General features: G+C 37.1%; 13 protein-coding genes. 6 read left to right on the plus strand and 7 right to left on the minus strand.

The window, feature by feature from the left end:
- The first annotated feature begins 51 nt into the window (after positions 1 to 51).
- Positions 52 to 456: a sugar 3,4-ketoisomerase gene (locus BLQ00_RS15180; RefSeq protein ID WP_093145172.1), complete on the plus strand. Its 405-nt coding sequence runs from the start codon at positions 52 to 54 to the stop codon at positions 454 to 456.
- Here BLQ00_RS15180 and BLQ00_RS15185 read toward each other — a convergent pair.
- Positions 453 to 1,592 carry a glycosyltransferase family protein gene (locus BLQ00_RS15185; protein WP_093145173.1) on the minus strand — a complete coding sequence of 380 codons (1,140 nt, stop codon included), beginning with the start codon at positions 1,590 to 1,592 and terminating at the stop codon, positions 453 to 455. The genes BLQ00_RS15180 and BLQ00_RS15185 overlap by 4 nt on opposite strands.
- 38 nt (positions 1,593 to 1,630) lie before the next feature.
- Here BLQ00_RS15185 and BLQ00_RS15190 point away from each other — a divergent pair, with 38 nt between their 5' ends.
- Positions 1,631 to 2,731 (plus strand): glycosyltransferase, encoded by a 1,101-nt coding sequence (locus tag BLQ00_RS15190; RefSeq protein ID WP_093145174.1) that lies wholly within the window; start codon positions 1,631 to 1,633, stop codon positions 2,729 to 2,731.
- Here BLQ00_RS15190 and BLQ00_RS15195 read toward each other — a convergent pair whose 3' ends face one another.
- Both BLQ00_RS15195 and BLQ00_RS15200 read right to left on the minus strand, forming a co-directional pair.
- A complete protein-coding gene (locus BLQ00_RS15195) occupies positions 2,732 to 3,670 on the minus strand; it encodes a glycosyltransferase family 2 protein (protein ID WP_093145175.1) in 939 nt (312 codons plus the stop codon). It abuts the gene before it with no gap.
- Positions 3,663 to 4,553 carry a glycosyltransferase family A protein gene (locus BLQ00_RS15200; protein WP_093145176.1) on the minus strand — a complete coding sequence of 297 codons (891 nt, stop codon included), beginning with the start codon at positions 4,551 to 4,553 and terminating at the stop codon, positions 3,663 to 3,665. The genes BLQ00_RS15195 and BLQ00_RS15200 overlap by 8 nt, the downstream gene beginning before the upstream one ends.
- A 131-nt stretch (positions 4,554 to 4,684) precedes the next feature.
- Between BLQ00_RS15200 and BLQ00_RS15205 the strand changes: the two genes are divergently transcribed.
- Positions 4,685 to 6,328 (plus strand): S8 family peptidase, encoded by a 1,644-nt coding sequence (locus BLQ00_RS15205; RefSeq protein WP_093145177.1) that lies wholly within the window; start codon positions 4,685 to 4,687, stop codon positions 6,326 to 6,328.
- Positions 6,329 to 6,424: 96 nt separating this feature from the next.
- Here the strand turns inward: BLQ00_RS15205 and BLQ00_RS15210 are convergent, their stop codons facing one another.
- Together BLQ00_RS15210 and BLQ00_RS15215 are read right to left on the minus strand one after the other, a co-directional pair.
- Positions 6,425 to 7,108 carry a cell division ATP-binding protein FtsE gene (locus BLQ00_RS15210; protein WP_093145178.1) on the minus strand — a complete coding sequence of 228 codons (684 nt, stop codon included), beginning with the start codon at positions 7,106 to 7,108 and terminating at the stop codon, positions 6,425 to 6,427.
- Between the two features lie 73 nt (positions 7,109 to 7,181).
- Entirely contained in the window at positions 7,182 to 7,658 is a 477-nt protein-coding gene (locus BLQ00_RS15215) for a tail fiber protein (RefSeq protein ID WP_139149431.1), read from the minus strand.
- 349 nt (positions 7,659 to 8,007) lie between these two features.
- On the opposite strand from BLQ00_RS15215, the gene BLQ00_RS15220 reads away from it, so the two are divergent.
- From BLQ00_RS15220 to BLQ00_RS15230, 3 genes are all read left to right on the plus strand, one after another.
- A complete protein-coding gene (locus BLQ00_RS15220; protein WP_093145180.1) occupies positions 8,008 to 11,028 on the plus strand; it encodes a tetratricopeptide repeat protein in 3,021 nt (1,006 codons plus the stop codon).
- A 31-nt stretch (positions 11,029 to 11,059) separates the two neighbouring features.
- On the plus strand, positions 11,060 to 12,865 hold the full coding sequence (locus tag BLQ00_RS15225; RefSeq protein WP_229792653.1) for a TonB-dependent receptor: 1,806 nt from the start codon (positions 11,060 to 11,062) through the stop codon (positions 12,863 to 12,865).
- A 227-nt stretch (positions 12,866 to 13,092) separates the two neighbouring features.
- Entirely contained in the window at positions 13,093 to 14,724 is a 1,632-nt protein-coding gene (locus BLQ00_RS15230) for an amidohydrolase (protein WP_093145182.1), read from the plus strand.
- Positions 14,725 to 14,866: 142 nt separating this feature from the next.
- On the opposite strand, the gene BLQ00_RS15235 is transcribed toward BLQ00_RS15230, so the two are convergent.
- Complete coding sequence (locus tag BLQ00_RS15235) at positions 14,867 to 15,208, minus strand: hypothetical protein (RefSeq protein ID WP_093145183.1); 342 nt, start codon at positions 15,206 to 15,208, stop codon at positions 14,867 to 14,869.
- A gap of 302 nt (positions 15,209 to 15,510) precedes the next feature.
- Positions 15,511 to 16,302, minus strand: a complete 792-nt coding sequence (locus BLQ00_RS15240; RefSeq protein ID WP_139149432.1) for a membrane metalloprotease — start codon at positions 16,300 to 16,302, stop codon at positions 15,511 to 15,513.
- Positions 16,303 to 16,342 lie beyond the last annotated feature (40 nt).

Genomic DNA, 16,342 nt, shown 5'->3' on the forward strand with positions numbered 1-16,342 from the left:
ATTCAGTATTTATAATATTAAAGTATATTTGTTTACCTAAAAGGATCGCTTTTGAAAAACATTCGCATTATTGATATTCCTAAAATTAGTGACCCAGACGGTCGCGGAAATCTTTCGGTACTAGAAAAAGACATTTTGCCTTTTACCATCAAGCGTGTGTACTATTTGTATGATGTTCCTAGCGATTCAACCCGTGGGGGTCATGCACATAAAGACCTACAGCAGTTTTTAATTGCGCTAAGTGGAAGTTTCGATGTCGTGTTAGACGATGGGAAAACGCGTAAGGTGATTACTTTAAATCGCCCTTACAAAGGTATTTTAATACCAAGCGGTGTATGGAGGGAGTTAGAAAATTTTTCTGCAGGAGCTGTTTGCTTGTCTTTAGTTAGTGAAACCTACGACGAAGATGATTACATTCGTGAGTACGACGATTTTAAAACGTATGTAAACTCTTAGTTACAATACACTTTTTCGTACTTTTTAGCAATCTCTATGTAATTGTGTTCCCTTTCAATAAAAGCCCGTGCATTTTTTCCAATAGCGGTTAGTTGTGCTGGGTTTTCAATTAACCAACTCAATTTTTCCACTAATTTACTTACCTCTGGAAGTGCATTGATGCAAACGGTATCTTTTTCTAGTTTGTAGTAGGTTGTGAATTCTTCTTCGGCGCCTGTAAAAACAACTTTTCCTTTCGCCATCGCTTCTAGCGCATTATAGCCTTGATCGTACGAATACACTTGGTCTAGAATGATATGTGCATCATTATATTGCTGCAGGTATTCGGCATACGGAATATTTTCAGCAATACGTATTTCTATTTTTTCTGAATATTTTTTCTGAAGCTGTACCAACGCTTCTTCAAACAACGGAATCCCTTTTTTGTGATAGGTGCCTCTATTTATTCCTAAAAAAATAATTGTTTTCTGCTGAATAGTAAGCGGTGCAAACGGAATTTCATCACAATTTACAGGGTTTGGAATAAGTCCTAAAAACTTTGAATGTCCTTCTAACGGAAGCACGTAGTCAAAATCGGAAGCAATCACGCCTTCAATATTTGAAAAAACAAAGTCATGTGTCTTTCGATGTGATGCACTCGTATAATCTAAAATGTATTGGTATTCTTTCGCCAGTTTTGGATTTTCAAAAAAAGGATTCATCAACGAATACTTAAATTTCTTCTGAAGCATAAATTCGACGCTTATAACATCTATTCCGCAGGATAACAAAAGCGTCTTCTGATTGTTCTTAAAAATCTTTTTCAGCAAAAACCGTTCAAAGGCAGGAAGGGTTTTAATAGGCTTTTCATTAATTAATTGGACAACATCAAAACCGTTCAGTGCAGGCATTTTTATCCAAAATCGAAGTCCTCGCTCCAGCGCTAAGATATCTAACTTGAAAACTTTGTACAGTCCCAGTTTTACCCATTTTAGAATAGACTTGTCTCCCCATGTTGGTCGAATAGAAATATCGACCGGAAAATTTTTAAATCCGTCGCCATCACCCACAAGTACAACCTCATGTCCCAAGGCAGTCAAGCCTTCTTTTAAGGTGTTGTGCAATCTGCTATACTCGCCTAACAATAAAACCTTCATAAAAGTTATATTTGTACCAAAGTTAACTTTTTAATAGTATGAAACAACCAAGACAAAAAATTGCTTTCGTCGGAGACACGCTTGGAGAAGGTGGCGCCGAACGAGTACAAGCAAGATTGTCTTTTTATTTTGAAGCGCAAGACATTGAGGTACATCATATTATTGTGCGCGATGTTGTGACATACGAGTATGCAGGAACCTTGTTTAATATGGGGTTACTAAAAGATACAAAAAATGGTTTTTCAAATAAATACAAACGACTAAGTGTATTCCGTAGCTATTTAAAGGAACACGAATTTGATTACATTATCGATTTTAGGGTAAAAAATAAAACGCTTCAGGAGTTTCTTATTGCAAAATGGGTGTATACGACCAAGTATATTATGAGCATTCGTAGTTTTAATACGCTGTATTACTTTCCGAAGAATACCTTTTTAGCACGAAATATTTATAAAAATGCCTACGGAATCGTTACAGTTTCAAAAGCATTGGAAGCACGGATAAAAACAGAATATGGATACCAAAATGTGGAAACCATCTACAATCCGTTGTTATTAGAACAAGTTTCAGAAGATTCAAAAGCGTTTGTTCCCTTCGACTTTCTATACATTCTCGGAATTGGACGCATGCAGAACGACATCAAACAGTTTGATCATTTAATTGAAGCCTATGACGCTTCTATTGCCAAAGAAAACGGCATCAAATTGGTGTTAATTGGCGACGGAAAGTTTAAACAAGGCTTAGAGCGTTTGGTTGCTGAAAAGGATATCACCGACAATGTAGTTTTTGTGTCGCACCAAACCAATCCGTTTCCGTACTTTAAAAATGCATTGGTAACGGCTTTAACGAGTAGAAATGAAGGTTTTCCAAATGTCTTGATTGAAAGTTTGGCTTGCGAAACTCCCGTTGTAGCCTACAATTGTGAGTCGGGCCCTAGCGAGATAATTGAAAACGAAAGCAACGGATTGTTAGTCAAAAATCAAGATATTTCGGCAATGGCTTCGGCACTTTCAAGAATGATTTCTGATACTGCATTGTATCAAAAATGCAAAGCGCAAGCTCGTCCGAGTGTGGAGCGATTTAATTTTGAAACCATCGGAAAAGCGTGGTTAGATTTCCTGAAAATTGACGAAAAGTAATTACGAATAACTGTTTAATTCAATCCCTAGTTTCTGAAGGGTCTTCTTTATAAAACCTATTCCGAGCAAAAGGGGTTTAGGTGTTCTAAGCAAGAGCTTTTGCTTTCTGTTGAGGTTTTCGGGATCAATCTGATTTATAAGTGCTGAAGCGCGCTCGGTATCGCCAGAGAGTTTGAATAGCTTGGCTTTTACAAATCGCTGAAAGTCTAAATACGTTTTAATGTCTTTTCTTCCGGGGAAGGTTTTTTCGTAAAAATCGTAGTCGGGAATCGTTTTGCCAGAAAGCCCATTTTGTGTAATCTGATTTTCAGAATCTAGAACGTATGTAACGTGTGCTTCATTCCAATAAGCAAATTTGAATTTTTCGTGCGCTCGAATATTAAAATCGACATCTTCACTAAAATTAATCGCTTCGTTGTAATACCCAACACTTTCAAACACGCTTTTACGAGCGGTTAGACACGATGGGTAGTATAAATTCTGATTCAAATTATTTTCAAAAAAGTTAGGAACGATTCCAGGGCTTTTATAATCGGTAATTTTAAAATCATGGACGAGCGTTTTTCCGTTGCTGAGCAAGACTTCATACTTGGCAGCAAACAGTGAAGCTTCCGGAAAGTTTGTAATTAAGAAATCAATTTTCTCCAAATACGTCGGCTTCCAAAGATCGTCTGCGTCTAAAAAAGCAACGAAATCAGATTGTGCTTTTTTAATTCCAGTATTTCTCGATGCTGAAAGTCCTTTATTTACCGAATGTTGTATAATTTGAATTCGAGGGTCTTTGATGGTTTGTGCAATTTCCAAGCTGTTGTCGGTTGCACAATCGTTTACGATAATAAGTTCAAAATCGGAAAACGTCTGATTTAAAACACTCGCAATAGTACCCGCGATGTAGTTCTCCTTATTGTAAAGTGGTATAATTACAGAAAATCTAGGCATTTTTTTTGCGTTTTAAGTCAGTGTAATAGGCAAGACGGTATATATCAAACCAAAATAAATTAGGCTTAGAAGATTCAAAATTGCGTTCCATCATTCCTTTAAAAGGTGTCATTACAGTGGTAAAGATACCTGCAAGTCCGAACTTTTTCAGTTTTAAATAACTTTTCTGAAGCGGTCTTGCATCTACATCCATCACGCCTTTTTCTTCAAGAATAACAGTTGTCTCAACAGCTTTCAATGCTTTTGTAATAAATGTTTTGGTGGTTTCCAATCCCAAATGAATCACAGGATTGTCTATATGTTTCACTTCGACCTGCATTCGTTCCAACTGATTCGAAAAATAGTTATCCAAACCATAGTAATTCCCTTGAATGTTATTTGCCTTTAAAAAGGTTTCTTTCTGAATGCATAAATTTTGAGAGATGATAAAATACGGCGCTTTTTCACGTTCGGAAACAGGTTTGGCTTCTCGGTGTCTTCCATAATGCCAACGAAATAATTGTGCTTTGGAAGGTTTTTCGGCTTCGTAGGAGATTCCTCCAAAAATAACAGCTGCGGTTGTGTTCTCTGCGGAAGCGATGTACGCTTTCAAAAACGATTGACGCAACGGAAGCACATCTGCATCCAAAAACAGTAGCCAATTATAAGAAGCGAGTTTTGCCAGTTTGTTTCGAGTGGCTGTTCGGCCTTCATTATTTTCAGAAATTATAAATCGCGTGCTGCGAAGCGCATTTAATGCTTCATGTTCTTTGATAAAAGAAGAAGAACCATCATCCAACACAATGATTTCAATAGGCGTCGAAATACCTTCCAATTGTGAGTGTAAGGCATTCACCAAAGCAGAAACATTGTAATTGTATGTAGGTATAAGTATTGAAAGCATGTTGGTTGTCTGCAGCGAAATAACTGTTAATTTACAATTTAAAGGCTGTTTTTTGAAAGTTTATAGTACCTTAGAAACAAATGTATAAATTTGTTTAAGTCTTAAACTCTTTAACACCATTATTATTTCTTTTGAAAGTATTTAGCTGTTTTTTATTTCTAGTCTGTTTCTCTTTTGTGAGTAGTGCTCAAAAAGAGGCTGCTTGGTTCTATTTAAGAGCTACAGACACACTTGTTTTACCAGAATTTAAATCTGAAAATGAACAGTTGGTGTACATAGGGGATGACCCGAAATTGAAACAGGTATTAGATAGGCACAAGGTGTACACTTTCAAAAAGACCTATCGTAAAGCCAAACCAACATATTTAAAAAGGACCTTTTTTGTGCAAGCTGAAGATGCTTCATTGCTGGACGATTTAACTTCAAATGTTTCGCACTTATTCGAGTCGGGCGACCTTATTTCCGAAGAAGAAAAAAAAATATACGAACCGAATGACTACGGACTCACAAGCACGATTGGAGAAAACCTTGGAGCGCAAGTAAATTTGGATTATTTAGACTTCCTAGGACTTCCAGAGGCTTGGTATTATACCACAGGCTCTCGTGATATTATTATCGGAATATCTGATGGAGGTATAGATACTACAGATGTTGAATGGAAAGGAAAATCTAAAATTTTTAGAGAGTCGCGTTTTGCAAAAGGACATGGGTATTCTGTTTCTGAAACAGCGGCGGGGCAAGGGGATAATGGATATGCAATTGCAGGTGTTTGTTTTGATTGTAGTATTTACGCTACAACGTACGATAACCCTAGAACGTATGAACAATTATTAGAGCTTTCAGAGGCTGGCGTTAAAGTGATAAATTGTAGCTGGGGAAGAACTGGTTTCTACCAATCTTCGCAAGATGCTATTAATAAAATGTTAGACAATGGAACGGTTGTGGTGGCGATTGGACATAATATGTCATTTTCACAATCGAAAGGGAACCTGTTTTATTATCCAGCCTCATTAGATAATGTAATTGCTATATCTTCGGTCATGCACCGTTATGAGAAATACAACGATCATATTTTATTAGAAGCGGGTAAGAATAATTTTTATGCTGAAAATATTCGTGGATATGTAGGGAGAACGGCTGGATTTAAAGATAATGACACTACACAAACACCCTATATTTATCCGCAGAGTATTCGAAATTTTAATTCTAAAATAGATATTTTAGGACCTGCTGTTGGATTGTATCGTTATGGCGAAAAGCCTGAAAATAATAATTTGACAGATGTGAGCGAAGACTCACCAACATCTGGTGTAGCTCCCTTAATTACAGGGACTGTCGGACTCATGTTTTCGTTAGCTCCTTGTCTTCCAGCGACCGAAGTAGAGAGTATTTTAAAAATGACTTCTACTAATATTGATGATATTGAAGTGAATAAACCTTATGCGGGGATGTACGGATCTGGAATGTTACACACAGGTAGAGCTGTAAAAATGGTGTATCAGTTGTATTCTGAAAAGGAAACAGTTACAATTGAAAATCAGCGGTTTTCTCGATGGGATTTTAAACTGACTTCTTATTCTGAAAAAGTAGTGCTGAAAAACCAAACCTTTAGCGATGCGGCAACACTATCGTTAAATGCACGAAAGCAAATTGTATTAAGCGCAAATACAAATTTGAAGCCGAATAGTTCAGGTAACATAAAACTTTCCATAGATCCGACGCTTCAAAAAGAATGTGAATTACGTCTTCGAGATCCTAGTATAGTAAATGATTAGTTCTCGGCTCGAACGGACAAACTTAAACTGGCGCGTTTTTGCAAAAGCTAACAAGAGTTAGAGTTTAGCTATTGTCTGGTTGAGCGCAGTCGAAACCTACATGGTCTTTTGAACCACTTCAAAAATCTGACTCGCATCACATTTTAGCGTCTTTGAAGGGTGCTTTAATAATAGTGCGTAATCGTGCGTCGCCATTAAGATGGTGTTTCCGTTTTTGTTGATTTCTTGCAGCACTTCCATCACTTCCACACTTGTTTGTGGATCGAGATTTCCAGTAGGCTCATCGGCTAAAATCAATTCAGGATTGTTTAATAACGCTCTTGCAATGGCAATACGTTGTTGTTCTCCTCCCGATAATTGATACGGATATTTAAAGTTTTTGGTTTTCATTCCCACCTTGTCCAAGACCTCGTCAATTCGAGTTTCCATCGCAGATTTGTCTTTCCAGCCGGTAGCGTTCAACACAAAAAGTAGATTGTCTTTTACGGTTCGGTCGTTGAGCAATTTGAAATCTTGAAAAACAACACCTAATTTCCGTCTAAGAAACGGAATGTCTTTCTCTTTCAGACTTGGCAAGTCGTAACCTACAATATTCCCTTCTCCTTTGGTAAGCGGTAAATCTCCGTAAAGTGTTTTCATAAAACTACTTTTTCCGGTTCCTGTTTTTCCAATTAAGTAGACAAATTCACCTTTTTCAATAGATACGTTTACATCGGAAAGGATGAGGTTTTCACGTTGAAAAATAGAAGCATCTTTTAAATTTAAAACAGTTTCGGACATTGATTTTGGAGTTGAGTTTTAATAATAATCAAAAGTAATTTGAATTCGGCAAACGGCAATACTTCTAAAAGAATTATTCTTCCATAGTTTTTTCGAGTGCCGCGACCTTCTCTTTTAACGTATTTAATTCCTTTTGTTGTGCAAGGGTGTATAATGTTAACTCTTCAACTTTTTCGAGAAGGAGTAAATTCATTTCTTTTAAAGCGACTCCTTCTTCTTTCATTTTTTCTGCGGAAGGAACGCCAGGTAAGTGATAGTTCGCTTCAATAAAAGCGGCGATACTTTCTAGAGTGGGAACCTCGTATGTTGGTTTTAATGTTGAAACACCTTCAAAATACGACTCAAAAACATAATCGGGAGCCACAGCCCCTTCTAAATCGACCACAACTTCTTGGGTGTGAATGGTTCCTTTTACTGTGAGTAATTGGTCGGGGGTTTCGGTGCCAATTCCTATTTTTCCATCCTTTTCAGTAAGATTCTTAAATTTATTACGCTGTGCGAAGCTTATTGTTGAAAGTAATAAAAGGGCAATTAATAGTATGTTTTTCATAATAGGAGGTGTTACGATACGATGTAGCCTTAAAATTACAGTTATTTTTGAAAGAAGCCCTTTCCGAAGAAAAAAATAGCAACTTTCTCTTATAAAATCTTCCCCTTGAAAATTAGAAACCTCTTTCCTGTCTTTTTTTAGCAATTATTTAGCATATTATTTTGACAAACGTTTCAATAAAAAACGCGATTCATCGTTTTATGGACTAGTCGGCACTATGTTTTATGATGCAAATGCAGCGCGTTTTTTCTTTTAATAACCCGTTCATAAATTGTTAATTTTCATAAATCTTCCTTCTAAGTTAAAGCATAAATGCAATACCTTTATACTTTCAAAAACACTAAAAGAAATGTTTAAAAACCTCATAATCGTTTCCCTTTACCTACTTCTTTCGTTTCCAGTATTTTCGCAGCAAACAGCGGCTTATACAAACGATTTGGTAGCTTACAACCAAGCTTTAGAATTGTACAACAACAATCAATTTTTGGCAGCGCAAAGTCTTTTTACCAAGATAGAAGAAACCGCCCAACAGGAAACTGTAAAAAGTGATTGTTCGTATTACATTGCCAATTGTGCCGTTCGTTTAAATCAGCAAGATGCCGATCAGTTAATGGAGGAGTTTGTAACGACCTACCCAACAAGTATCAAACGAAACTCTGCTTACATAGACGTTGCGAATTATTATTTCGATAACGGAAAGTATTCCTATGCTCAAAAATGGTACGACAAAGTAGATGAAAGCGGATTGAGTAGAAGTGAAACAGAGAAATTCAATTTCAATAAAGGGTATGTGTTTTTTAAAGGACAGCGCTATTCGGAAGCTAAAAAATACTTCAATCGCGTAAATGACTCTAAAACCTACGGGTCGCAAGCGAAATACTATTTAGGTTTTATCGCATATGAAGGCGATAAGTACGAAGAGGCGAATGAGCTTTTTGAAGAAGTAAAAGGAGAAGAACGCTACTCGGAAGGGTTGTCGTATTACCAAGCAGATATGAATTTTAAACTCGGAAAGTTTGAAAAAGCCATTGAACTTGGGAAAGAGAAATACACTTCCTCCAATCCTTCAGAAAAAAGTGAATTGTCTAAAATTATAGGAGAAAGTTATTTCAACCTTCAGAAATATGCAGACGCCATTCCGTATCTAAAAGAATACAAAGGAAAGCGTGGCAAGTGGAACAACACTGATTATTATCAATTGGGATATGCGTATTACAAGCAAGGACAGTATCAAAATGCCATCAATGAATTTAATAAAATTGTGGATGGACGTAATTCTGTAGCGCAAAACGCATACTATCATTTGGCCGAGTCGTATGTGAAACTTGATCAAAAACCACAGGCGTTAAATGCATTTAAAAATGCTTCAGAAATGGAATTCAGTGCCGAAATCCAAGAAGATGCGTGGTTAAATTACGCCAAGCTGAGTTATGAAATTGGAAATAGCTATAAAAGTGTTCCGCAGGTATTGTTGTCTTTTATTGAAAAATACCCAAACAATCAGAACAACGAAGCGTTAAAAGATTTATTGATTGATTCGTACATTACTTCCAAGAATTACAAAGAAGCGATGGACTTGTTAGAGAACAACAAGTCGTTTGAGAATAAATTGGCGTATCAGAAGGTGGCGTTTTACCGCGGAATCGAATTGTACAACGAAGCAAACTACCAAGAGGCGATTGTGTTTTTCGACAAGTCGTTAAAAGAACCTCGCGATAGCGCTTTTACTGCAAGAGCGACCTATTGGAAGGCAGAAAGTGATTTTCAACTGTCTAATTTTGAAGCTTCTTTAATTGGATATAAACAGTTTTTGCAACTGCCAGGCGCTTCAGCAACCCCTGAATTTGCGAACAGTTCGTATAATGTAGCGTACAATAATTTCAAATTAAAAAACTATTCCGAAGCCATTCAGAATTTTAAAAGCTACGTAGCAAAATCGAATACAGATGCTGCTCGTAAAAAAGATGCATTCTTGCGTTTGGGAGATAGTTATTTTGTAACAAGTCAGTACTGGCCTGCTATGGAAAACTACAATGCAGCGATTGAGATGGGTGCTTCAGACAATGATTATGCACAGTTTCAGAAAGCCATTAGTTATGGTTTTGTAGATAGAACAGACACAAAAATATCGGAGTTGACCGCATTTATTTCAAAATATCAAAAATCGGTGTACAGAGATGACGCGTTGTACGAATTAGGAAATACCTATGTGTCTCAAAACAAAAATAACGAGGCGATTAAAACCTACGATCAGTTAACAAGAGAATTGCCAAAAAGTAGTTTTGTGTCTAAATCACTTCTGAAAAAGGCGTTGATTTTAGACAATACTGGGAAAAGTAGTGAAGCCTTAGGATTGTTTAAGCGGGTTGCCAACGAATATCCATCGACACCGGAAGCGATGCAAGCGGTTTCTTCAGCAAAAATTATTTACATCGATCAAGGAAAGGTGAATGAATACGCAAGTTGGGTAAAGACCTTAGATTTTGTGGAAGTGGAAGATGCCGAGTTGGACGATGCTACGTATCAAGCTGCAGAGCAACCGTATTTAGAAAACAAGGTGAGTCAGGCAATTACGCGATTTGAAGCGTATTTAAAGCAATTTCCGAATGGGAATCACGCATTGCAAGCACATTTCTATTTAGGAGAGATGTACTTTACCGACGGGAAGAATGACAAGTCGATTCCGCATTACAGTTTTGTGGTTTCAAAAGAACGCAGCGAGTTTACAGAACAAGGCTTGGCACGTATTTCTGAATTGTACTTAGCGAAAAAAGATTACAAAAATGCCTTGACGTATCTAACTCGTTTAGAAACCGAAGCTGACTTTCCGCAGAACATCATATTTGCGCAAACCAATAGTATGAAAGCGCATTATGAGTTAAAGCAATATGCAGAAGCGGTTGCCTATGCCGATAAAGTATTAGCAAATACTAAAATTGACAATGCTATTAAAAGTGATGCGCAAATCATCATCGCACGATCTGCTATTAAAACCAATAACGAACCGAAAGCAAAAACTGCTTATGCTGAGGTTGCCAAAATAGCAACAGGGCAATTGGCTGCGGAAGCTTTGTATTACGAAGCATATTTTAAAAACAAAGAAGGAAACTTTGCTGGCTCTAATGAGTCGGTCCAAGTATTGGCTAAAAACTATTCTGGTTATAAATTTTATGGAGCCAAAGGATTGGTGTTGATGGCGAAAAATTTCTATGGACTAGAAGATGCCTATCAAGCGACATACATTTTGGAAAGTGTAATTTCAAACTTTACAGAATATCCAGAAGTTGTAGAAGAAGCAAAAGCAGAATTGACTGTGATTAAAGCTTCAGAAGCTAAAACAAACTCGTCTGTTGAAACAGAAGAAAACTAACAACCCCAACTTTCAGAAATAAAACCTCATTATGCAACATAAGCAAGTAAAAAATATGCAACAGTGTTTCTCAAATATAATGGCTACGGCATTCCTTCCGAAGTGGACAGGAGCAACGATATGCATTCTTTTCTTCTTTAGCTCGACCACCCTGTTCGGACAAGAAGACGATTTGGGATCGGAAGTAGTAAATATTGTAAAACCGTACACGCCGACGATTTCAGATGCGTTTAAAGTAAAAGAAACGCCTGTGCTTAACGATTCAATTACTACGGCAAAAAAGAAGGTGGAGTACAGTATTTTTTCTGTTCCTGTAGCTTCTACATTTACACCAGCGAAAGGAAAAGCAACTGCTGTTGAAAAAGTGAAACCGATTAAATTGTACGATAATTATGCGACGCTTGGCTTCGGAAACTATACCAGTATTTTAGGCGAGTTGTACAGCAATTTTGAAATCAGTAGAACCGACAATGCTGGGTTTTTCTTTAAACATAATTCGTCACAAGGAGGAATCGATGGTGTGCTTTTAGACGATAAATTTTACGACACTAGTTTGGATGCAAATTATACCAGCAGACAGCGTGATGTTGCCTATCGACTAGATGCAGGCGTGTCGCATCAACTATTTAATTGGTATGGATTGAATGAAGAGTTTGAAACTGCTTCAGACGAACTTCTAGAATCCATAGACTCATCCCAAAATTATATTAGTGGATATGTAGGCGGAAGTATTTCTGTGGAAGATTCGTATTTCGAAAAGGTATCTGCAACCCTTCGTTATTTAACCGATTCATATTCGAGTTCAGAATTTAACGCTCGAATTCAGCCACAATTTCAATTTCCACTATCGGATATGACATTGAAAGTAGGAGCCGATTTCGATTACCTAACAGGAAGTTTTGATAAAGGATATTTCTTAGATGGAGCAAATCAATACAGCTTTTTAAACGCCGGAATTATTCCTTCCATCGATTACATAAACAACGATTTAACTGTGTCTATAGGTGCTGCAGCTTACCTAGGATTGGATAGTGAAAATAGCAATACAGATTTCTTTATTTACCCACGACTTGCCGTTTCGTATCGCTTGATCGATGAGTTGTTAATCGCTTACGGAGGTGCCGAAGGGTCGTTAGAGCAAAACACCTACTATAACTTCAAAGAAGAAAATCCGTATGTGTCACCAACCTTATTAGTAGCTCCAACAAGCGCATTGTACGAAGCTTTTGGAGGATTGAAAGGAAAGTTATCAAACTCAGTAGGGTATAACGTTCGTGCTTCCTACGGAAAAGACGAAAACAAAGCACTTTTCAGATTGAATCGATTTGGAGGTTTTTCGGAAGCAAACGAAGGCTACGAAAATGGGAATTCGTTTCAAGTGGTGTACGACGATATTAAAACCTTGTCTGTGTTTGGTGAGTTGAAGGTTGAGGTTTCGAATGCATTTACCTTAGGGGTTAACGCAAGTTATTACAACTACAACACTCAAGTAGAAATGGAAGCATGGAACCTACCAGAACTTGAAGCGTCTGTATTTTCTACATTCAGTATTACAGAAAAATTATACGGAGGTGCTTCGTTGTTTTTCGTGGGAGAGCGTAAAGATTTATATACTGAGGGCGGACCTTTATACGACCCAATTAGTAGTGTAGCAACAGAAATCACCCTTGATGCGTACGTTGATGCAAATGTACATTTAGGGTATAAAGTAAGTGATCGCTTGTCTGTTTTTGTAAAAGGAAGCAATTTGCTAAGCGATAGCTATGAAAAATGGGCAAACTACAAGGTACAAAGCATACAAGGACTGCTTGGTGCGACCTATAAATTTGACTGGTAGTATTACTGTCAGTTCGGGCGGAGTCGAGAACGTGTAAGTAAAACAATATACCCAATAGGTCTCGACTGCGCCTGTCTGATGATAAAGGCAGGCTCGTCCAGACAAACAGATTAAGTATTCACACTAGTGCGTTTTTTAAATCGTACTCAATCAATGTCACCTTACAAATTGATTAATTCTTGCTTTTTAGAGCGGTTTTTCTTTACTTTTACTGAAAATATATTCAGATGAAAAACCTTCTACTTCTTGTTGTGATACTTAGTGTCATCTCTTGTGCTCCTAAAAAGATTCCTGCCGATTTGCTCGTAAAAAACGCTACTATTTATACGGTAAACGAAAATTTTGATACAGCCAATGCCTTTGTAGTTAAAGATGGAAAGATTCTAGAAATAGGCATAAAACCTGAGCTTGAGTTGAAATATGCAATTGCTGAAACCTACGATGCCAAAGGAAAAACAATTGTCCCTGGATTGATTGATGCGCATGCACATTTATTCAACTTAGGAGCGATGCTTCAACATGTAGATTTAGTAGGAACCACGAGTTATGATGAGGTTTTATCGCGTGTAGTGGCCTTTCAGAAAGAAAAAAATAGAGACTATATAATAGGTCGTGGTTGGGATCAAAACGATTGGGACGTAAAAGAATTCCCGACCAAAAAAGAACTAGATTCTTTATTTCCAGACACTCCTGTTGCTTTAGGGCGCGTAGATGGCCATGCATTACTTGCAAATACAAAAGCATTAGAATTGGCAGGTATTACTGCAGAAACCAAGATGGAAGGTGGCGAAGTAGTGTTAGAAAACGGAGCGCCTAGCGGAATTGTAATTGACAGTCCGATGGAATTACTATGGAACACCTTTCCTGAAATGACAAGTGAAACAGCTTCTGAAGCCTTGCTAGCTGCTGAAAAAATCTGCCTAGAGAATGGACTTACCACTGTAAACGATGCAGGACTCGACCGAATGACTATTGAATTGATTGATAGCTTACAACAAGCAGGAGATATGTCGTTGCGGGTTTATGCGATGGTTTCAAATACTCCTGAAAATTTAGACTACTATTTAAACAACGGAATTGTAAAAACAGAGCGTTTAAATGTACGTTCGGTAAAAGTGTATGGCGATGGTGCCTTAGGATCGAGAGGAGCTGCTATGCGTGCGCCGTATAGCGATAAAGATGGACATTTTGGAGCGATGATTACAAATGCGGATAGCTTGGCGTTTTTAGCTGAGAAAATTGCAGCGGCTGGTTTTCAAATGAACACACACGCTATTGGGGATTCGGCAAATATTTCGGTATTACGTGCCTATAAAAAAGCACTGACAGGGAAAACAGATGCCCGTTGGAAAGTAGAACACGCACAAATTGTAAGTCCTTCAGATTTCGATTATTTCTCGAATAATATCATTCCGTCGGTGCAACCAACACATGCAACGAGCGATATGTATTGGGCAGAAGATAGAGTAGGAGCCGAGCGCATAAAAGGTGCGTATGCTTATAAAACGTTATTAGATAAAGCTGGAATTGTGGTATTAGGAACCGATTTTCCTGTAGAACAAGTAAATCCGATGTACACATTTTACGCGGCTGTAGCTCGTAAAGATTTGCAACAGTATCCTGAAAATGGTTTCAGAAAAGAAGAGGCCTTAAGTCGAGAAGAAGCCCTAAAAGGAATGACGATTTGGGCAGCTTATTCTAATTTTGAAGAAAACGAAAAAGGAAGTATTGAAGCAGGTAAATTTGCCGATTTCACCATACTAAATCAAGATATTATGACCATTGCTGAAGATAGCATCCCGAAAGTGAAAGTGATTGCAACTTTTGTAAACGGAGCTTTGGTGTATAGTAAAGAGTAATTTTTTTACTTCGGAAAGGTTTTCGTTTTATCGAAATAAAAAACGACCCCATATCTATTTCAATGAAGAAATATACATGGGGTCGTTTCAATTGTTTTTTAAAATATCAGTTATTACTTCTGAAGCTAAACGTGCTCGAACTTTAAAAATTTAAATTTTCTTTGTTGAGTAGTTTTTCAGAAAGCTTAAATGTTGCTGAATATTGAAGATCAGATTCTTCTCTTTTAAAATCTGAAAAGGCACTAATATACCATTTCGAATTGGTGGCTTTTTTGTTGTAATCTTCGTTTGTTTTAGAACCAAAGACTTTTCCATTCAACCAAGGTTCAATTTTATAGATTCCTATTCCGAACTTAGCAGCTCTTTTCAAAAGGATCCCGAAATCGGACTCAGAAAAGTGATGAATTTCTTCAGAATTAAAACCATCGTTGGTGTTTTTTAAATCTACAAAAACATGTTTCTCTAAAAATTCGTTCTTTTCCATAATAGCGTTGGTTAGGGGATTTGTTATTGCTTGTTATGCACAGTGTGATGCATGATTTAGCAGTTTAGGGTAGTGTTATTTTCCGAAGCAAAGATAGTTAATTATTACTTGGGAATTTCCTCATACTTTAAATTAAAGTATTGTGAGAAAAATGTCTAACGCAACTATGGTATTCAGCCAAAATACAAATCTCAACGAGTTTTTATTCGAAAAAGAAAGAAAGTGCCTTAACACAAAAAATAAAACTAAAAAACAAGAATTATCTGCTATTTTATTGAATTTAAAGGGGATTGTAGCTTTAGCTATTTTCCTCCTTTTGCTTGTAAATCGGCAATGCATAGTGGGTCTAAGCCAGAAACACTTCTGCGTTGGTTTGAGAAATATTCAACAATAGCCGCTGGTCGATTTGTATTACTTTCAAAATACATTAAACACTCTTCAACAACACAGTGCTTCCCATGAGCAGGGTCCTCGTGGTCTGAGTGAATATCGTCTCCTTGAATGTTTACCAGTCCTAGTATATGCCCAAACTCGTGCTCTAAAGTTACCGTTTCTAAATCGATTAGATTAATCGTTGGATTGTTGGCAGCAAAGTCTTGGAGAGTACGTTCGTAAATAACGATAGAAGTATTTAAATAAGCAGTTCCTAATGTTACAGAAGTACTGGTATCATTAGTTGAATTCCCATTTGCAAAGAAAATATACACTGAAATATCGTCTCCTTCTGTATAAAGAGTTCTGTTTTCGTCCTCAATGGTTTTGATCTCATCGATGTCGTACGGAGTGCCTGTCGGACTTGTAATTTGGGTTTCGGTAAAAGTAATCCCGCCAGGCTTATTCAATCGTTCTTCTAAAAAACTTCTAAAGTTAGCGATAGCTTCATCTGTGGGTTTCGAAAATTCAGGATAGACCAATTCAACACTAAGACTAGAATACGTATCGTCCGATAAAATATCTTCCGCAGAAACACCTAACGCCTTTCTGTTTTCCGCTTTTAAGTCCTCAACAGAACTAGTGTTATCATCTTTTTTACAGGAGATTACCAATAAAAAGACGAATAATAAACTAAAGAAAGTGCGGTTAAAATGTTTCATTATTATAAATTTGCGAGCAACAAACATACCTTTAATATGT

It is taken from the genome of Ulvibacter litoralis, assembly GCF_900102055.1.
Classification (GTDB): Bacteria; Bacteroidota; Bacteroidia; order Flavobacteriales; family Flavobacteriaceae; genus Ulvibacter; species Ulvibacter litoralis.

Excerpts from the sequence above, each read along its gene's own strand:
- BLQ00_RS15185 (WP_093145173.1), bottom strand. The coding sequence starts at position 1,592 with ATGAAGGTTTTATTGTTAGGCGAGTATAGCAGATTGCACAACACCTTA.
- BLQ00_RS15190 (WP_093145174.1), top strand. The coding sequence starts at position 1,631 with ATGAAACAACCAAGACAAAAAATTGCTTTCGTCGGAGACACGCTTGGA.
- BLQ00_RS15195 (WP_093145175.1), bottom strand. The coding sequence starts at position 3,670 with ATGCCTAGATTTTCTGTAATTATACCACTTTACAATAAGGAGAACTAC.
- BLQ00_RS15200 (WP_093145176.1), bottom strand. The coding sequence starts at position 4,553 with ATGCTTTCAATACTTATACCTACATACAATTACAATGTTTCTGCTTTG.
- BLQ00_RS15210 (WP_093145178.1), bottom strand. The coding sequence starts at position 7,108 with ATGTCCGAAACTGTTTTAAATTTAAAAGATGCTTCTATTTTTCAACGT.
- BLQ00_RS15215 (WP_139149431.1), bottom strand. The coding sequence starts at position 7,658 with ATGAAAAACATACTATTAATTGCCCTTTTATTACTTTCAACAATAAGC.
- BLQ00_RS15220 (WP_093145180.1), top strand. The coding sequence starts at position 8,008 with ATGTTTAAAAACCTCATAATCGTTTCCCTTTACCTACTTCTTTCGTTT.
- BLQ00_RS15225 (WP_229792653.1), top strand. The coding sequence starts at position 11,060 with ATGCAACATAAGCAAGTAAAAAATATGCAACAGTGTTTCTCAAATATA.
- BLQ00_RS15230 (WP_093145182.1), top strand. The coding sequence starts at position 13,093 with ATGAAAAACCTTCTACTTCTTGTTGTGATACTTAGTGTCATCTCTTGT.
- BLQ00_RS15235 (WP_093145183.1), bottom strand. The coding sequence starts at position 15,208 with ATGGAAAAGAACGAATTTTTAGAGAAACATGTTTTTGTAGATTTAAAA.
- BLQ00_RS15240 (WP_139149432.1), bottom strand. The coding sequence starts at position 16,302 with ATGAAACATTTTAACCGCACTTTCTTTAGTTTATTATTCGTCTTTTTA.